This is a genomic window from Priestia sp. P1_B12_1, assembly GCF_056406695.1.
The window spans coordinates 493859-511069 of sequence record NZ_JBFTZR010000002.1; the positions used below are offsets into that span (position 1 = coordinate 493859).

12 protein-coding genes are annotated in these 17211 nt (G+C 38.6%); 11 read left to right on the forward strand and 1 reads right to left on the reverse strand.

Going from position 1 to position 17211, the window contains the following annotated elements; all coding sequences use genetic code 11:
- Nucleotides 1-3: 3 nt before the first annotated feature.
- The 9 genes from AC1D0Y_RS08025 (at nt 4) to AC1D0Y_RS08065 (ending at nt 13165) form a co-directional block, all read left to right on the forward strand.
- Nucleotides 4-954 carry an NAD-dependent epimerase/dehydratase family protein gene (locus AC1D0Y_RS08025; protein ID WP_477707449.1) on the forward strand — a complete coding sequence of 317 codons (951 nt, stop codon included), beginning with the start codon at nt 4-6 and terminating at the stop codon, nt 952-954.
- Nucleotides 955-963: 9 nt separating this feature from the next.
- On the forward strand, nt 964-2409 hold the full coding sequence (locus tag AC1D0Y_RS08030) for an oligosaccharide flippase family protein (RefSeq protein ID WP_477707450.1): 1446 nt from the start codon (nt 964-966) through the stop codon (nt 2407-2409).
- Nucleotides 2402-3604 (forward strand): O-antigen ligase family protein, encoded by a 1203-nt coding sequence (locus tag AC1D0Y_RS08035; protein ID WP_477707451.1) that lies wholly within the window; start codon nt 2402-2404, stop codon nt 3602-3604. The genes AC1D0Y_RS08030 and AC1D0Y_RS08035 overlap by 8 nt, the downstream gene beginning before the upstream one ends.
- The gene (locus AC1D0Y_RS08040) at nt 3601-4386 is read left to right on the forward strand and encodes a glycosyltransferase family 2 protein (protein ID WP_477707452.1); all 786 of its coding nucleotides are present in this window, start codon (nt 3601-3603) and stop codon (nt 4384-4386) included. The genes AC1D0Y_RS08035 and AC1D0Y_RS08040 overlap by 4 nt, the downstream gene beginning before the upstream one ends.
- Nucleotides 4349-5467, forward strand: a complete 1119-nt coding sequence (locus tag AC1D0Y_RS08045; protein ID WP_477707453.1) for a glycosyltransferase family 4 protein — start codon at nt 4349-4351, stop codon at nt 5465-5467. Before AC1D0Y_RS08040 ends, AC1D0Y_RS08045 begins: the two co-directional genes overlap by 38 nt.
- 108 nt (nt 5468-5575) lie before the next feature.
- Nucleotides 5576-7099, forward strand: coding sequence for a pectate lyase family protein (locus AC1D0Y_RS08050; RefSeq protein ID WP_477707570.1), 1524 nt, complete (start codon nt 5576-5578; stop codon nt 7097-7099).
- Nucleotides 7100-7263: 164 nt separating this feature from the next.
- Nucleotides 7264-8976 (forward strand): methyl-accepting chemotaxis protein, encoded by a 1713-nt coding sequence (locus AC1D0Y_RS08055; RefSeq protein ID WP_477707454.1) that lies wholly within the window; start codon nt 7264-7266, stop codon nt 8974-8976.
- A 412-nt stretch (nt 8977-9388) separates the two neighbouring features.
- Nucleotides 9389-11929: an Ig-like domain-containing protein gene (locus AC1D0Y_RS08060; protein WP_477707455.1), complete on the forward strand. Its 2541-nt coding sequence runs from the start codon at nt 9389-9391 to the stop codon at nt 11927-11929.
- A gap of 228 nt (nt 11930-12157) precedes the next feature.
- On the forward strand, nt 12158-13165 hold the full coding sequence (locus tag AC1D0Y_RS08065; RefSeq protein WP_477707456.1) for a serine O-acetyltransferase: 1008 nt from the start codon (nt 12158-12160) through the stop codon (nt 13163-13165).
- A gap of 19 nt (nt 13166-13184) precedes the next feature.
- On the opposite strand, the gene AC1D0Y_RS08070 is transcribed toward AC1D0Y_RS08065, so the two are convergent.
- Entirely contained in the window at nt 13185-13634 is a 450-nt protein-coding gene (locus tag AC1D0Y_RS08070) for a VanZ family protein (RefSeq protein WP_477707457.1), read from the reverse strand.
- 743 nt (nt 13635-14377) lie between these two features.
- Between AC1D0Y_RS08070 and galU the strand changes: the two genes are divergently transcribed.
- Together galU and AC1D0Y_RS08080 are read left to right on the forward strand one after the other, a co-directional pair.
- A complete protein-coding gene (gene galU / locus AC1D0Y_RS08075) occupies nt 14378-15271 on the forward strand; it encodes a UTP--glucose-1-phosphate uridylyltransferase GalU (RefSeq protein WP_477707458.1) in 894 nt (297 codons plus the stop codon).
- Nucleotides 15272-15379: 108 nt separating this feature from the next.
- Nucleotides 15380-17200 (forward strand): polysaccharide biosynthesis protein, encoded by a 1821-nt coding sequence (locus AC1D0Y_RS08080; RefSeq protein ID WP_477707459.1) that lies wholly within the window; start codon nt 15380-15382, stop codon nt 17198-17200.
- Nucleotides 17201-17211: the final 11 nt, after the last annotated feature.

Here is a 17211-nt window from a genome sequence, read left to right on the forward strand (position 1 = left end):
AACATGAAAAGAGTATTAGTTACAGGCGGATGCGGTTTTATTGGATCCCATATGGCAGAGCTTCTTTATCAAAATGGATTTGAAGTAAAGGTCATTGACAATCTATCAACGGGGAAAATAGCAAACTTAGAAAATCGAGGCATTTCTTTTCACTACGGAGATATTGTGAGTGAAGAATTAGATAAAGTATTTGCCGAGTTTAAACCTCATTATGTTGTTCACCAAGCGGCTCAAGTGAGCGTGGCTCATTCCGTTACTAATTTTCATCATGATGCCAATGTTAATATTCAAGGAACGATCAACATTATTAATGCATGCAAAAAGTACGGAGCTGAAAAAATCATTTTTGCTTCATCAGCTGCCGTGTACGGAAATACGAACGTTACTCCCATTACGCTTGCTCACCCAACGAGTCCAGCTTCACCGTACGGACTGTCAAAGTTTACGTCTGAAGAATATCTTAAGCTTGCTAAACAGCTGTATGATATTGACTACGTCATTCTTCGCTACAGCAACGTGTATGGCCCACGGCAAAATTCACAGGGCGAAGGTGGCGTAATTTCAATCTTTTTTGACCGGTTTGTTACGAACCAGCAGCCGATTATTTACGGAAGCGGCCGTCAAACAAGAGATTTTATTTACGTGGAAGACGTGAGCCAGGCATGTTTACGTGCCATTCAGTATGAAGGATGCGGCACGTTTAATATTTCCAATAACAGCAGCATCAGCATCAACGAACTCTTTTTTACGATGAAAAGCATATCCGGCAGTCACTTAACACCTGCTTATCACAGCGTGCGTGAAGGTGATATTGCAGACAGCAGACTGTGCAACAAAGAAAGCATCAAAGTATTAAAGTGGTCGCCTGCTTTTACGTTTGAAAAAGGATTAGCTAAAACGTATGACTACTATCACGAAACGCTAGCTCAGCGATTTGCTAAAACGATGGAGTAAAAGGGATGTATGAAGAAAAACTCTATTTGGAAAAACATTGTTCACTTATTTATTAGTACCGTTGTATCACGATTGTTAAATGCAGCTGCGCTTATTGTGCTGGCACAGTATTTAAGCGCAGCTAGTTACGGCAGCTTCAGCGTAGCGCTAGCTTTTGCGATGATATTAGGCTACTTTACCGACGTTGGTTTAAGCAATACGGTGCTTCGCGAAGGGTCTAAAAAGCAAGCGGACGTGGATCATCTTTTGTCATCGTATGTGAAAATGAGAATTTTGCTTTTGCTTGCGACGTTTGCAGGGGCGTATATAGTGATTTCCTTGTTTTATCACGAAGCATCACTTGTAAAAATGATGTACTACTTGATTGTGCCGATGGTAACAGGCCTTGCAATGCAAAGCATCGGGATTACGTATTTCCAGCTTACTGAACAAATGCATCACTTAGGAGCTATTCGAATCTATTCAGCTCTTTTGCTGGTGGTTCTGCTGACGGTTGGAATGCTGATGCATACAAGCGCGTTTTTTATTTCGTTTTTGTTTGGCTTTTCCTATCTTTTAGCCGGAGTGTACGGACTGTGGATGGTGGGGAAAAGAGTATCGTTTAATTTTAAAAAGAAAATTCAACGCGGGCTGCTAAAAAATATCGGCTCATTTATTGTAAGCGGACTGCTGATTATGCTGCTGCCGCAGCTTGGTCCAATCGTATTAGAAAATACAATTCCACTTGCAGCCGTCGGCGTGTTTGCCGTTGCCTATCGTATTCCATCGGCACTGTATCAAGTTCCAGGAATTGTGGCGGGTGCTTTTTATCCAGTATTGTTTCGTCATTACAATCATCAGCAGGCGGACAAACATCTAGAGTTAAATATTCTGCAAGTGAAGCTTATGAGTTTAGTAGGAATGCTAACGGCGCTTCCTTTTTATCATTTATCCGATTTGGCCGTGTCGTTATTGTTTGGAGATAAATGGGCTACAGCCGGAGATGCGTTAAAGTGGCTGTCGCTGATGCTGATTTTCCAAGGCTTAAGCGTAGCACTAGCAGACGGCTTAACAACAAAAGGACTTCAAGGAAGAAGAACGGGCGTTCAGCTCGTTTCTGTTGTATCGGGAATTGCTTTTTACTACTTTTTAAGCTCTGCTTATTCTGTGATAGGAGCCGTGTATGCTGCGCTTTTAATTGAAGGAATTTTATTTATCGGCTGCTGGTTATGTAATCCGGAAAGACTGATCATCATGCGTAAAACCTTTCCGATTTTTGTTTGTTTATTTGGCAGTACGATTGTATTTACCCCGCTGCTATTTTCACAGCACCCGTTTATTGCGCTGTGTGTAAACATGCTCCTTGTGTTTGTATTAACGCTGCTAGATAAAGAGATTAGAAATCAAGCGTTAGGCTACCTGCAAAAAAACAAACCAGTAAACGTAGAGAACAGAAAGGAGGCGCAAAATGGATAGTGTATATATACAAAATCGAAAACCGACCGTTTTGTTTTGCCTTTTTGTTCTCGTTACGTTAAGCAAATATAACGTCAATATTGGTTTTGCATTAAAGCCGTACATGATTTTTCTATTTGCACTTCTGCTGCTGAGCTTTGCTTCTTTTTACGTTTATAAACTTCAGGCGTATGAAGTGCTGCTGCTTTTATTTTATCTTTTTTACTGTATGACCGGAGCGTTTTCTCTGTACCCAGAAGCGAGTCTTCGTATTATGCTAGGCGTTTTGCTTATCCTTGCCTGCTACTTTTTAATGAAATATGTGATAGCAGAGTTTCATAGCGGCAGCATCAAACGTGCGTTAACTGGGGCCGGCATTCTTTTTAACGGCGTGAGCTTGCTGCTCTACATTGCGGGTCTTCAAGCCGTTCATTTTCAATTTGCCTCCGAAGTAGAAATTATTAAATGGGGCGTGATGATTGACCGCAGCTATCCCCGTTTGATTGGCGTACTGGATGACCCTAATATTTATGTATTTTATAATACGCTGTTTTTTACTTACTTTTTAACGAATAGCGATAGTACTAAAAATAAAGTAGGACTTTTACTGAGCACATTAGCCAGCGTGTTAACGTTTTCCCGTGGGGGATTAATTGCTATGGTCGCTGTGTTGATTCTGTATTTGCTCATTACTCGTTCGCTTAACAGTCTCAAAACAGTTCTTTCGTTTGTGTTTTTATTTGGTGTACTTGCTCTTATCGCTCATTTTATGACGAATTTTAACGTGTTCACCATTTTAACCGAACGAGCTGATGATTTTTTACATGACGGAGGAAGCGGAAGGTTTTCGCTGTGGAGCCGGGCATTTGAGTTTTTTTCCTCGCATCCATTTGCCGGAATCGGCGCTTTTAACTTTTCAGAGTATAACTTGTTTTACTACGGCGAAGCGCTGTACGTTCATAATACATTTTTAGAGATTTTATCAGAGACGGGTATGATTGGCTTTTGCTTATATTTTAGCTTTTTGCTTCTTGTGTTGCTTCAGCTTTTAAAACAAAAAATTCATAAACAAGAGCCGTACTTATTTTTAACGTTTGTTGGTTTTTTGCTTCAAATGATGTCGCTTTCGTTAATTGTAAATGAGCTGTTCTTTTTATACTTAGCGCTGCTGTCAGGCTATTTACGAAATCACCAAAGTGAGGAGAGTGCAAAATGAATAACTTCAAATCTCAACCGGATCAGCCCCTCGTTTCAATTGTTACACCTGCCTATAACTGCGCAGCCTTTATTTCATCCACCATAAAATCCGTTCAGCAGCAAACCTACCTCAACTGGGAGCTGCTTGTAATTGACGACTGTTCGACAGATGAAACGGCTGAAGTAGTAAGGGAATTCAGTAGAAAAGATCAACGCATTCAGCTGCTTCAGCTTACAAAAAATTCAGGAGCCGCAGCGGCACGCAACGAAGGTATAAGCGCAGCAAGCGGAAGATTCCTTGCTTTTTTAGACGGCGATGATCTATGGAATAGGAAAAAACTTGCAAAACAAGTGGCCTTTATGCTTGAAAAAAACTGCGCTTTTTCCTATACGGGCTACAGCATTATCAATGAAAAAGGTGAAAAAACAGGTGTTGAAGTAAACGTTCCGAAAAGTGTTGACTATAGAATGCTAGCGGGTAACACCATTATCGGCTGTTTGACAGTGATGCTTGATAAAAAACAAATTTCAGAGATTTTAATGCCAAACATTCAGCCGGAAGACACGGCGCTTTGGCTGTCGCTGCTGAGAAAAGGCTATACAGCATACGGTCTTCAAGAGTCACTTGCTTATTATCGTCTTGTATCTCACTCTGTTTCTAGCAACAAGCTGAAAGCAGCGACAAGGTATTGGAAGCTACTGCGCAAACAAGAGCGGCTGCCGCTATGGAAAAGCGCCACTTATTTTGTCCAGTACAGCGTGAATGCGTACGCTAAAAGCAAAAACCTCTCAAAATCGTAAAGGATGTGAAGTCTTGAAAAACGTACTTTTAATCACGGATAAATTGATTACAGGAGGAGCAGAAACGTATTTTTGCAAGCTCGAAAATCAGTTGAATCATCCAGACATTACCGTATACACAGCAGCTGCGATGGGAGAACTGTACAGCAAAATTCAATATAAAAAACGGTTTACGCCTTTAAGCAGAAAAAATCATCTTCACAATCTTTATGTGCTTTGGAAAAAAGTGCGAACGTGTAAAATTGACATCATTCATGCCAACAGCCTGCGTATGGTGATGTATGCAGTGTGCGTAAATCGAGTGCTGCGAAAAAAAGTAAAAATACTTTATACAAAGCATAATGTAACGGTGCTTGAACAAAAAGCAAAGGGTCTATTTTGTAAACTCGTAAACTCTTTTGTGCATGGAGTAATTACCGTCAGCCGCTTTGAACAAGAACAGTTGATGAACCTCGGCGTAAATAGCGGTAAAGTAACAACGATTTATAACGGAGTGGATTTGAATCAGTTTGTATTTAAAGAAAAGTCTGCTTCACTTGATTGCCATATTGGCCTGTTGGCACGAGCTTCAAAAGAAAAAAATCACGAGCTGTTTATCGAAATTGCCTCACTGCTGAAAGGTAACGAACATATGAAGTTTCATATCGGAGGAGGAGGTCCTGAGCTGCAACGGATTCAAGAGCTTATTCACCAGCAAGGCTTATCTGAAAAGATAAAGATATGGGGAGAAGTAGAAGACCCAGAAGCATTTATTACAAAAATGGATATGCTTCTGTTAACTTCTCATCGTGAAGTCTTTCCAATGGTTGTTTTAGAAGCAATGGCCGTTGGTACACCGATGATTTCAATTGATGTAGGAGGGGTGAAAGAAGCAATAGCAGACGGAGACACGGGCTATTTGATCCCCACTTATTCACCTCAAGCATTTGCTGAGAAAATCACTGAGCTATACGCCGAGCAAGAACAAAAGCAGCGTTTTGCTAAAGGAGCAAGAGAAAAAGTCGAGCAGCACTTTACGTCGAGTCAAATGATTGCGTCCACTGCTAATCAATACGTAAACGTGAGCGGAAAAAGCTTCTAACACGGAAGCTTTTTTTCTATGGAAACAGTGAACCACAGGTAGTCAAAACGCATAAAGTAATAGAAGCAGTACATGCTTTACAGCTGCTGAGAAAGCGAGATGAATTTAATGGAAAACTGCAGTGAAGAAAGAATAGTCGACGCCGCTTGTTTTGGTGTAAAAAGAGACGGCGTGACGGATGATGCACCTGCGATACAGCAAGCAATTGATTACGCAGCAAGCAACAAATTATCACGAGTATTATTAACAGGAGACTATACGTACGCCATCGCATCACCACTTGTGATTAAACCGTCTATTTCGTTTGAAATGGACAGCGGAACCAAACTTAAAGTAACGGGAAATTATCATGTATTTACCCTTCAAAAAGATGCCTCCATTTCAGGTGGAACCGTTGAAGTGACCGATCCATCATTTACCTCTTCGGTCATTTACCTTCACGGATCGCAGCAATTAGAAACAGGAAACAAAACGACGATAAGCAACATCAGCATGATTAATACGTCAGGTGCTTATAATGGAAAAGGCATTTATTTTTACTGCCAGAAAGCGTGGGACTTTATCAGCTTTGTGAACGTATCGTTTGTACACCTTCGTAACTTTGAAAGGGGCGTGCTGCTGCAAACTGAAAAAATCACCAACATCAATACGCCTGCATGGATCAACGCGAATAACTTTAGCTATTTATCGATTGACGGCTGTCAGTATGGAATTGACGTAGCCGGTATCAGTGACGTGCCGTATGAAACGTCAGGAAACAGCTTTGTTCATTTTCAAATGCAGTGCCGCAGCCAAACAAAACGAGCAATTAAATGTTCAGGTGCTTACAATACGTTTGAAGGGCATATTTGGGATACGTATTTAATGAACGGAGGAGAACCGCCCGTAGAATTTACGAGCATCTCACATCGAAATCAGCTTGCCTCTAATCTTTTATCCACATCAATTTTAAACAACGGACAGTATAATGACATTACGTCTCCTTTTGAACAAACCCGAAATATATTTGCGCCAGGTCTTCCAGGAAAACCTGATATCATCGGCAATCAAGACGATATTTTCGTACAAGCTGATAAAAAATATACCGTCAAACAAATTGCTGGAAAAGCCCCTTACGGAGGTAGCATCAGCAACTGCTTCAGCTTAATTGATGAACAAAGCATGAATTACCTCGACGTGCCGGCTTCAGCTCCCGTTGTGATTGAAATGGACTTTACTGCAAATCCAATTAAAATGCTAAATATGGCCGGCGTTTCATTTGGGTGGGGTGAGTCACCTAAAAATATTAAATTTGAATATCTAACAGCACTAGACGGCGCGTGGACAACGGCAAAAGACGTAAAAAACAACTTAGGAAACACGGTAACGGCAGAAGTGCGAGCCAATACGCTGTATAAAATGAGACTTACGCTAAGCGAATATACAAAAGACCACAAGCGTTTTCGAATTAACCGTATATTCGGTACGTCTTCTATGATGCCAGGTTCCTCTTGGGTGGCAACGTCCGGAAGCAAAATGTATGGAAACCTGGAGTTTCAACAAGGAAACAGCCTGATCCTTAAATCTCCTGACGGACAAAGCTGGAAGCTAAGCGTTGATAACACAGGGAAAGTCTCCGGAACAAAAATCTAAGTAGAGAAATTATTTTGAAACCAGCTTCTTTTTACGAGAAGCTATTTTTTATGCCGATAAAAAGTCACGAGCGTACTATGGATAGAACAGCCCCTATGACCGATAGATATAAAGAAGTGTAAAAGTGAAAGCAGAAGAATACATCAGCGAAAAGGGGAAATGTTATGGGGGCATTACGAAATCTGAGTATCTATCGAAAGCTGCTAGTCATGGTTATCATTTCAACAATTTCACTTATTGCAGTCGCCGTGATCAGCTATTTTTACACACAGCGAATTGCTGACAGCTCGGAGTCTATGTACAATGACCGCCTGCAGCCAATCAGGCAGTTAGGGCAAATTCGTACGAATAACCGAGCAATCGATGCCAATACGCTTGAAATGATTTTATCGAAAGATGAAAACTATCAGCGTAAGCGTCTCGATGAAATTCAAGAAAAAGAAGCTGAAAATAACAAGCTTATCGAACAGTATAAAAAGACATTTTTGCTAGATAGTGAAAAAGAAAAACTGGCTCTATACGAAGAAAATATAGGTAACTTAACACAAGCAAGAAGTGAAGCCATACAGCTTGCTCAAGATGAAAAAGGAGACGAAGCCTATAACGTTTTTTCTAAACAAATCGTCACCCTGCGTACAACCATAAATAACACGCTAGATGATCTTCAGACGATAAACAACGAGGAAGCAAAAAGCATTTATCAAAAAAATAAGCAAAGCGTAAAATCAGCCGTTACTACTCTTTTACTCGTCAGCGCGTTGGTCATCCTACTTACAATAGGGATTGGACTTCTGATTGCACGCATGATTACAAAGCCGTTAAACGATATTAAAAACCTCATGGAAACAGCAAAAGACGGGGATTTTCAAGTGCAAGGCACGTATGAATCTCAAGATGAAATTGGCTTACTTACAGCATCATTCAATAAAATGATTGGCGGATTAAAAGAAATGATCATGTCCGTTGGAAACATTTCATCAACGGTTGCCGCTTCTTCAGAAGAACTAAGCGCGAGCGCAGAACAAAACAACAGTGCCATTGAACATATTTCAAGCATTACTGAAAAATTAGCCTCAGGATCTCACCATCAAGTGAATCAAATTCAAGAAAGCTCCACCATTATTCACCGCATTACGAACCAAACATCAGAAGTTGTTGAAAACGTCGAGCAAATCACTAAGCGAGCACTCGACACGGCTGCGATTTCAAATAGCGGAACAGCGACCGTTGAAACAGCAGCCAAACAAATGAAATCAATCAACGAAAATGTCACTGAACTCTCATCTGTTTTTCAAGGCCTTAGCGAACACTCAGCGAAAATTAGTCAAATTAACGATGTCATTACAGCCATTGCCGATCAAACGAATCTGCTTGCTTTAAACGCAGCTATTGAAGCAGCAAGAGCAGGAGATCACGGAAAAGGCTTTGCCGTTGTGGCAAGTGAAGTACGTAAACTAGCAGAAGGCTCATCCAACTCAGCGAATCAAATTAAAGATCTAGTTGCACTCATTCAAAGCGAAACAGCTCGAACTTTGCAGTCGATGACAACCACAACCAAAGAAGTAAAAGAAGGCCTAGCAGTAGTTGAACAAGCGGGTACATCATTTATGCAAATTAACGAAGCTGTACAGCACGTAGTGAATCAAATTCAGCAAATCGGAAGCGCTATTCACAATTTAGCCAAAGATACACATGAAGTCCAGCAGGCGATTCATGAAGTCAACGGTATCGCTGAAGAAGCGGCAGCCGGCACGCAAAACGTATCAGCTACAACGGAAGAACAGCTTGCTTCCATGGAGGAAATTGCTTCATCGGCGATGGATTTAGCCAATATGTCAGAGGAACTGCAAGAATTGATTGCGAGATTTAAAGTTTGAGGGAATTTAAAGGTTTGGAAGCTTCCAAAGCCAAGGGCAAAACTGAAGTAGAAAGATTCAGTAAAAAATAAATTGAGACTAGTAAGACTATCTGTAGCTAATTTCATACATGAAAAAAAGTCTGGTTCTCATTGAGAACCAGACTTTTTTTCGGTTTTATTATCAAGCAAGATATAAAGATATCTCTAGCATTATAGCATGAACAAAGGACAATAGTCATTAAAATATGGAAAATAAATAAAAATATCTTTATTAGATTTTAAAATGATTGTCGCAATTCACTGATGATAGGCAACAAGTCGAATAAATGAAGATAAAGTACTGGAAAATTTAAGGGTTTGCCCGATATTAGAAAAGATGCCTGTAGATTTATATAGTACTAGAAAAGTAGTAAAAGTAAGGAGAGCAGCCAATGAAAAACATGATGAGAATCCTGGTAGCAATCGCTATCATTGTAGTTCCCTTAACGGTTTTTTCGACAGCAGAAGCCGCAGGAACAGAACCCCTTGTATCGGTAGAATTAAGGAACTACTTAGGCAATAAAAGCAGTATTACAATTCACCCCTCAGCATTGTATCGTCTTAAAGATGAGGATGTAACTCTGCAAGCAAATAAAGATTATGAAGTAAAAGCAGAAGGGACGAATGTGGTGCTATATCAGGAAGGGGGAAAGTTAGGAGAGTTTTCTAGCTTTGAAGTTACGCCTTCTACCTATGACGCAAAACTTACTATTAACGGTATGTCTTATTTAGGGGATATAAAGTTTACAAATGAAAGCAGTAAGTATGTTCGCCCTGTCAATACTCTTCCTATAGAAGATTATTTAAAAGGTGTAGTGGGAAAAGAGCTGTATTGGTCTTTTAAAACGGATACGTTTAAAGCTCAAGCAGTAGCAGCAAGGACGTATGTACTTAGTCTTAAGAAATCAGTAATTAACGATACGACAAATTTCCAAGTATACGGAGGCGACTATTGGGATGAACGTATCGGAAAGGCTGTAGATGATACATTCGGACAAGTACTGACATATAAGGGGAGTATTATAAACTCGGTATATTCTTCAAGTAACGGAGGGATTATTCAATCTAATACAAATGTCTGGGGAACTCCAGTTAATACATATTCTCAAGTAAAAGATGATCCTTATGATCCACAAAAAGTATGGACCAAAACGGTTCGGAAAAAACAAATTGATTTATCAGGAAAAGATTTAAAAAAACCAGAAGAATGGTGGAGCAAAACAAAAGAAGCTGATACAGAAATGACCAATCGTCTTAAAGACAAAATGGCGGCTGGAGAACTAAAAGGAAAAGATATTAAGATTACAAGCATTCCAAAAATTAATTTCTACGCTCCTGACTCAGCCAATCGTGTAACAAAAGGCGATATCAGTGTTAAATATATTGTGAAAAATGAGTTTGATAAGAACGGGAATATTGAAGAGAAGCAATGGGATTTAATCGGCAGTTCAGCTGGAACAATCAATTATCTTATTACTGAAGGAGGTATTGGAAGTAAATATGTGACAGATATTAATGATGATGGAACTTCTATTATCATTAAAGGAAAAGGGTTTGGACATGGGATAGGTATGAGTCAATTTGGTGCTGACGCCATGGCTACTGGAGAAAAAAATTATCAAGAAATTCTCGCATTTTATTATCCTACGACTCTTCTAACAAGCGCTTATGACATAGCTTACCCAAGGGTATATAAAGTACTGCCTAATGCCCCAGAAGTAAACGACATCATATCAGAAGATAATAAGGTGATGGGAAAAGCAGCGCCTGGAAGTATTGTGTATGTGAAAAAAGGATCAACGTTGTTAGGGCGTAGTATAGTATCCAACCAAGGTACATATTCTGTATCTATACAGCCGCAGGCAGCTAAAACTAAAGTGGGTGTAGTGATTAAAGATAGTGTAGGATACAGTGCTTATACGTATAAAACAGTTATACAAAAAGTAACAAAACCAGAAGCACCAACCATTAACAAAATCTATGATCAAGATACCTCGGTCAGCGGAACAGCTGAAGCAAACAGTATCGTATATGTAAAAAAAGGGTCAACAGTTCTGGGAAGAGGAGTAGCAACCAAGGAAGGAACATATAGCATTGCCATAGCATCTCAACCCCCTAATACGAAAATAGGTGTAACGGTGAAAAATAGCGCTGGGTATAGTGACTATACGTACATGACTATTTTAAAAACTGTTCAAAAACCAGCTGCTCCCGTTATTCATACAGTAACTGACCAAGATACATATGTAACGGGGACAGCTGAAGCAAATAGTGTTGTATATGTAAAAAAAGGATCCACAGTGCTGGGAAGAGGAGTAGCAACCAAGCAAGGAACGTATAGTATTGCCATAGCACCTCAACCCGCTAATACGAAAATAGGTGTAACGGTGAAAAATAGCGCTGGATATAGTACGTATACCTACAGTACAGTAGTGATAAAATATAAAGCGCCTAATGCTCCAGCTGTCAGCGATATTACGGATGAATCCACAGGTGTGACAGGAACGACCGAAGCAGGAAGTCGTGTATATGTTAAAGCAGGTGCAAATGTAATTGGAACAGGCACTGCGAATAGTAAAGGGGCATTTAGCATTACGATTCCAAAGCAAGCAGTGAATACGAAAATAGGTGTAACGGCAAAAGGAAAAGGCGGATATAGTCCTTACACTTACAAAACGGTGGTATCTTCTAGTCCTTCAGCTCCTAGTGTAAACCGTGTTTTCAGTCTGGCAAAAACAGTGTCAGGTACAACAGAACCTAAAAGTGTTGTCTATATCAAAAAAGGATCTGAGCTAATTGGAAGAGGCGTAGCAGATAGCAAAGGTTCTTTTAATATAGCTATTACACCGCAGGCAGCTAAGACGAAAATCAGTATCATTATTAAAAATCCAAACGGTAAATACAGCCCGTATCGTATTGTGACGATCGGTTAATAAAAAAGCGGACGCATTTAAACTATAAATACGTCCGCTTTTTACTTATTCAGCTTTATAAGAGAAAGTAAGGGGATGAAAAATCTCCATATATCAAGAGAAAAAACAAATTTTTTTCTCCATTTTTTCTTGATTGAGATAGAATAGAAAGAGAATCTACTAATACATAGGGACTAAAGTATTCAGCTGCAATGAGGGTATTCAGCTGATGAACAAGAGGAGTTACGAATGAAACTATCGACTACTGATCTAACAATTGAACTTAAAAACTTTTATCAGCTTCTAGTTACATGCCACGGAGAACACAAACATACAAAAATGTCTTATTACTTAATCAAAGATCAAGAAGTCATTGAAAAGATACCGTATTCTAGAAATCATTCACATACGTTTAACTTACATGAACGAGGAAGATATAGAGTAAAAGTCTTTATCCGTAATGCTGAAGGAGAACGTACAATAAAAAACAGCGAAGATTTTCGCTATAAAGATTTTGAAACGAAAGACCACCCGGTATACCAACAGAAAATTTATTCCATCGTAGGTGTCCACCGAAACGCAGCTTTTATTAAACTATTGATGGAAAAGCACAACCAAATTAGAAGTTTTATTGATCCGACCAATCAATACTGCGGCCAAACTTTTTTTGATCTTCCAGTTGAAAGTCTTGAAGACATTAAAGGGAAAAACGTTATGTTAATTGCGTTAGAAGGTCTTGAACTAGACGATTATCAAACTGAGAGCTACACCTTAAAAGTAAGTGAAACAAATATACTGACAAATAACTTACATCGCTTCTTAGCAATGGATCTCTACAAGTTATCCAGAACCTTTTACGAAAATGGCCTAACAAAAGGAGCGGAATATGTAAAAGACTTTATTCGTCATAAATTCAACTCTTATATTCCATACACGGCAGAAATAGGAGAAGGGACAAAACTAGGCTATGGCGGCATTGGAGTTGTGATCCAAAAATCAGCGAAAATCGGAAAAAACTGCACTATCTCACAAAATGTAACCATAGGCTCGCGCGGAAAGCAGCCGATTATTGGAGATAATGTATATATTGCTCCTGGGGCAATTTGTATTGGAGGCACGATTGGAGATAATGTTGTAGTAGGAGCTAATGCAGTAGTGACAAAAGATATTCCAAGCAACTGTGTCGTAGCGGGAGTGCCTGCTCAGATTATTAGTACGGATATGGAAAAGTACGAGAAATATGTAAAAAAAGAATAGCGGGAACCAAAAAAGATCTCTAAATTCTAGAGATCTTTTTGTATTTATAAAGCAAAAACAAAAATAGCGCCCCGCCAAAGGAGTCAATAGCTACATCAATAATTCGCCCGTCGCGTCCAATAATAAACGCTTGGTGCACTTCGTCTAAGAAAGCAAAGCAAGCGAGTAAACCCCAGGCTTTTACATATCTCCAAGAACTTTTTTTCAAATTCCAGTAAAATAATAGCGCTAATAAGCCGAAAAAAGAAATATGAGCAATTTTACGTAAAATAAACTCTAAATCAAATCCGTATGTATAAGACGTATAAAATTCACTGCCGGGGTGTAACACAGACCAAAGAGTGGCTTTATGATTCCAGACTGAAGCATTGCTCCATGAGTTTGGGTCCGTCACTTGAAGATGAGGCGTGTGGGAAAAATGAGAAATAGCAAGTATCATTGCAACAACACAAATTCTTTTTAATATCATACAAAAAATTCCTTTTATTTTTAGGTTTATCTTCATATCGTAAGAGAAAAGCAGGGAAAATGCAAGAAATATCCTTAAGTGTCTTTCTTCTTATATAAAATTAAGATATTTTCATATAGAAATATTTATTATTCTCACTATTTGTGACAGAAGTTCTAACAACTTGCTAAATATAGAAAAAAGTAAGACTATCAACATTTAACGACATAAAAAGGTCTTTTGAGGCGAAAATATTATCTTTTCATTCAAAAAACTTGTTGTATCGCAAATTTCGACAAAAAATCTTATCCCTCTTTTCCTATTTTTGTGATAACATTAATTTTGCCATTGTGTCATAAGTTATGGGTCTAATGGCTATTTAAAAAAACGTATAGAAAAAACTGAGAATAGATAAGATGAATGAACTATAAAAATCATTGTAGATAAACGTCCCAAACCCTTAGAAACTTGTTGAAATTAAAGACAAGTTTTTAATTTTTTCTAATACAGGATGAATATTCAAAAATAGTAATATAAAGAGCAATATATGGTGATGTCTCTTCTGCCACTATCAAAGGAGGCACTCGACTGCACTGTGGGTAGAAAAGTACCTTAGACGCGTTCGTTGTCAGGAGTGTGGTGTGAGGTGGGGTTAAATGCCCTAATTAATTTATAAGCATTTACCAATGCGCTGTTGATGCAGCTTGTTCGTAAGTGCTTACAAAAAATATATATAAATAGGAAGAAACAAGGAGTGAATGACGATGAAAAAAATTAAAAAAGCTATTATTCCAGCTGCTGGACTCGGCACCCGCTTTTTACCAGCAACGAAAGCCATGCCAAAAGAAATGCTTCCAATCGTTGATAAACCAACTATTCAATATATCGTCGAAGAAGCGGTTCAATCAGGTATTGAAGATATCATCATCGTAACCGGAAAAGGAAAACGCGCGATTGAAGACCATTTTGATTATGCTCCAGAACTTGAAAATAATTTAGTCGAGAAAGAAAAGTTTGATATTTTAGAAAAAGTGCGTCAATCTTCAAATGTAGATATTCACTACATTCGTCAAAAAGAACCGAAAGGATTAGGTCACGCCGTATGGTGTGCGCGTAACTTTATTGGCGATGAACCATTTGCCGTGTTGTTAGGCGATGATATTGTCCAAGCAGAAACACCTTGTCTTCGTCAATTAATGAATGAATATGAACAAACTCTTTCGTCCGTAATAGGTGTGCAAACAGTCCCTGACACTCAAACGCATCGCTACGGCATCGTCGATCCAATTTCAAACGACGGTCGTCGTCACCAAGTGAATACATTTGTAGAAAAGCCAGCCGCAGGTACAGCACCTTCCAACCTAGCAATTATGGGGCGCTACGTGTTCACACCTGAAATCTTTAAGTTCTTAGAAGAACAAGAAGTCGGAGCAGGCGGTGAAATTCAATTAACCGATGCCATTCAAAAGCTAAATGAAATTCAGCGTGTATTTGCGTATGATTTTGAAGGTAAACGTTATGACGTTGGGGAGAAATTAGGGTTTATTGAAACGACGATTGAAGTTGCATTACAACATCCGGATTTAAAAGAAGATTTGTTGAGAATTATGAAAAATTTAGTGGTCCAAGAAGCAAAACATATAGCCATTATTAAATAAAATAGATGTTTTAAACTTTAATTTAAATATCTAATTCAAGGGTGTAACTATTATGTCCTTTTTTTAGATATTTTTCACGATAAAATTTCACATGAGGAAGGTGTCAAATTGAGCTACTCCAAACGAGTGTCGTTGCTAATAGGAATGGATTCATTTATCGTCCTATTTTCAATATTTATTGGATATTATATTTTAAACCCTTACTTTAACATTTACACACTTCAAATGTTGACAATCAGTTCTTTGACTTTATTAGTAAGCCATCATGTATTTGCATTTATTTATCACTTATACCACAAGGCTTGGGAATATGCTAGTGTGGGAGAACTTGTAGCCGTTGTAAAAGCTGTAACATTCTCGATAGGAACGGCAGCAATTGTTCAGTTTCTAGTAAATAGTGATATATACATTCGTGTTTTGTTTATCACATGGCTTCTACATATGTGCCTTATTGGAGGTTCTCGATTTTCCTGGAGAATGGTGAGAGGACGTCTTATTAAGTCAGTTATAGAAAAAGAAAGTGCGCTTATTGTTGGGGCAGGGTCTGCGGGAACTATGCTTGTTCGTCAATTGCTAAAGCATAATGAAAGTGAACTAAAACCAATTGCTTTTGTAGATGATGATGTTGCAAAACAAAAGCTTGAGATTTTTGGAGTTACAGTGCTTGGCAAAACAGAAGATATCCCTGAGGTTGTAGAAAAAAAGGGAATTGGCCATATTATTATTGCAATACCGTCACTTAATAAACTTGAGATTCAAAGGATTTATCAAGAGTGTAGTAAAACAAAAGCTCAAATAAAGATTATGCCGATGATAGAAGATATCATTACAGGAAAAGTATCTGTTAATCAATTTCGGGATGTACAGGTTGAAGACTTATTAGGAAGAGATCCTGTAGAACTTGATATTCAAGGTATATCTAAGAAGTTAACTGGAAAAACAATTCTCGTTACGGGAGCCGGAGGTTCAATCGGATCAGAGATTTGCCGACAAGTGAGCAAGTTCAAACCGAAAAAAATATTACTTCTGGGTCATGGAGAAAACTCAATTTATTCTATCGATATGGAGTTGAGAAATCGATTCAAGGGTAAGTTTGAAATCATTCCTATTATTGCTGATATTCAAGATCGCCAGCGGATTTTTGATGTAATGGACAAATACAGGCCAGATGTAGTCTATCATGCTGCTGCTCATAAACATGTTCCTTTAATGGAATATAACCCTAAGGAAGCTGTAAAAAATAATGTAATTGGTACAAAAAACGTAGCAGAGGCGGCTGATACATTTTCAGTTAGTAACTTCGTGCTTGTTTCGTCAGATAAAGCGGTTAACCCTACAAACGTTATGGGTTCTACCAAGCGGATTGCAGAAATGGTGATTCAAGAACTAGATAAGCATAGCCAGACAAAATTTGTAGCGGTTCGTTTTGGCAACGTTCTAGGTAGCCGTGGCAGCGTAATTCCTTTATTTAAAAAACAAATCCAATCGGGCGGACCTATTACAGTTACGCATCCCGAAATGACAAGGTATTTTATGACAATTCCCGAGGCGTCTAGACTTGTTATGCAAGCTGGGACGCTTGCTCGTGGAGGAGAAATTTTTGTATTAGATATGGGTGAACCCGTTAAAATTGTAGATTTAGCAAAGAATCTAATTAAACTTTCAGGTTATAAAGAAGAAGAGGTTGGAATTAAATACTCAGGAATTCGACCTGGAGAGAAAATGTATGAAGAGCTTCTAGGAAAAGATGAAGTACATGATGAGGCTATTTTTCCTAAGATTTTTATTGGGAAATCTGTAGAGGTGGACTTTTCTCGAGTTTCAACCTTGGTTGACAATTACAATGTCTATGATACAGAGTATACTAGGGATTATGTACTGAATTTAGCGAACGATCGTGAAAGTTTGCTTGTACAAAGTATGAATTAGAGTATTTCTTT

What these genes read in the sequence shown, in the direction of transcription:
- AC1D0Y_RS08055 (WP_477707454.1), top strand. Translation starts at nt 7,264, where the DNA reads ATGGGGGCATTACGAAATCTGAGTATCTATCGAAAGCTGCTAGTCATG.
- AC1D0Y_RS08035 (WP_477707451.1), top strand. Translation starts at nt 2,402, where the DNA reads ATGGATAGTGTATATATACAAAATCGAAAACCGACCGTTTTGTTTTGC.
- AC1D0Y_RS08065 (WP_477707456.1), top strand. Translation starts at nt 12,158, where the DNA reads ATGAAACTATCGACTACTGATCTAACAATTGAACTTAAAAACTTTTAT.
- AC1D0Y_RS08030 (WP_477707450.1), top strand. Translation starts at nt 964, where the DNA reads ATGAAGAAAAACTCTATTTGGAAAAACATTGTTCACTTATTTATTAGT.
- AC1D0Y_RS08060 (WP_477707455.1), top strand. Translation starts at nt 9,389, where the DNA reads ATGAAAAACATGATGAGAATCCTGGTAGCAATCGCTATCATTGTAGTT.
- AC1D0Y_RS08045 (WP_477707453.1), top strand. Translation starts at nt 4,349, where the DNA reads ATGCGTACGCTAAAAGCAAAAACCTCTCAAAATCGTAAAGGATGTGAA.
- AC1D0Y_RS08050 (WP_477707570.1), top strand. Translation starts at nt 5,576, where the DNA reads ATGGAAAACTGCAGTGAAGAAAGAATAGTCGACGCCGCTTGTTTTGGT.
- AC1D0Y_RS08025 (WP_477707449.1), top strand. Translation starts at nt 4, where the DNA reads ATGAAAAGAGTATTAGTTACAGGCGGATGCGGTTTTATTGGATCCCAT.
- AC1D0Y_RS08070 (WP_477707457.1), bottom strand. Translation starts at nt 13,634, where the DNA reads ATGATATTAAAAAGAATTTGTGTTGTTGCAATGATACTTGCTATTTCT.
- AC1D0Y_RS08040 (WP_477707452.1), top strand. Translation starts at nt 3,601, where the DNA reads ATGAATAACTTCAAATCTCAACCGGATCAGCCCCTCGTTTCAATTGTT.
- galU (WP_477707458.1), top strand. Translation starts at nt 14,378, where the DNA reads ATGAAAAAAATTAAAAAAGCTATTATTCCAGCTGCTGGACTCGGCACC.